Annotated in this window: 1 protein-coding gene; it reads right to left on the bottom strand. The window is 40.9% G+C overall.

Annotation, left to right across the window (positions count from 1 at the left end):
• Positions 1-118: 118 nt before the first annotated feature.
• The coding region (locus tag OH459_RS28150) for a hypothetical protein (protein ID WP_269989911.1) at positions 119-523 on the bottom strand (405 nt) is incomplete at its 5' end.

The following is a 523-nucleotide window of genomic DNA, read 5'->3' as shown; positions in this document are numbered from 1 at the left end:
CTAACGCCTTGTTAAGGTGTGAGGCACGCAATACCTAAGCTTCCGCATAACACCTTAACCACCAAACCTAACGCATAGTAAAAATGCCACGCGTGCCGAATCACTCTTGAACAATTTGTTATGTGCGTTGCCAACCTTTAGCCACTAAATACTTATCAGGGATTCTTAAGCGAACTTCCTCATCAATTTCGGCGAGAGTATCTATTAAATCTGGATAACTAACTTTGCGTGATAGAAGACTGAAGCTTATACCTTTCGATACTTCACTGAAAAATAGGCTATTTCGCTCAAAATTGATCCTAACTACGGAATACCTATAAAGGGAAAACTCAAGTACAAACCTCTGAAATGGTATGTTAGTACTTTCTGAAGTACAAAAGTCATCAGCAACACTCCCCCAGTAATCAGATATTTGAGTGACTATGCTCGCTTCAATTTCGTCGATATCCCTTCGATGATCCATAATGTTGATAGCTCCAAGCACATAACGCCCTGTTAAGGGGTGAGCAACGCAATACCGAAG

Origin of the sequence: Vibrio sp. MM46 (assembly GCF_027587135.1) — a bacterium.
Taxonomy (GTDB): Bacteria; Pseudomonadota; Gammaproteobacteria; order Enterobacterales; family Vibrionaceae; genus Vibrio; species Vibrio harveyi.
This window is presented reverse-complemented; position numbering and strand designations above follow the sequence as displayed.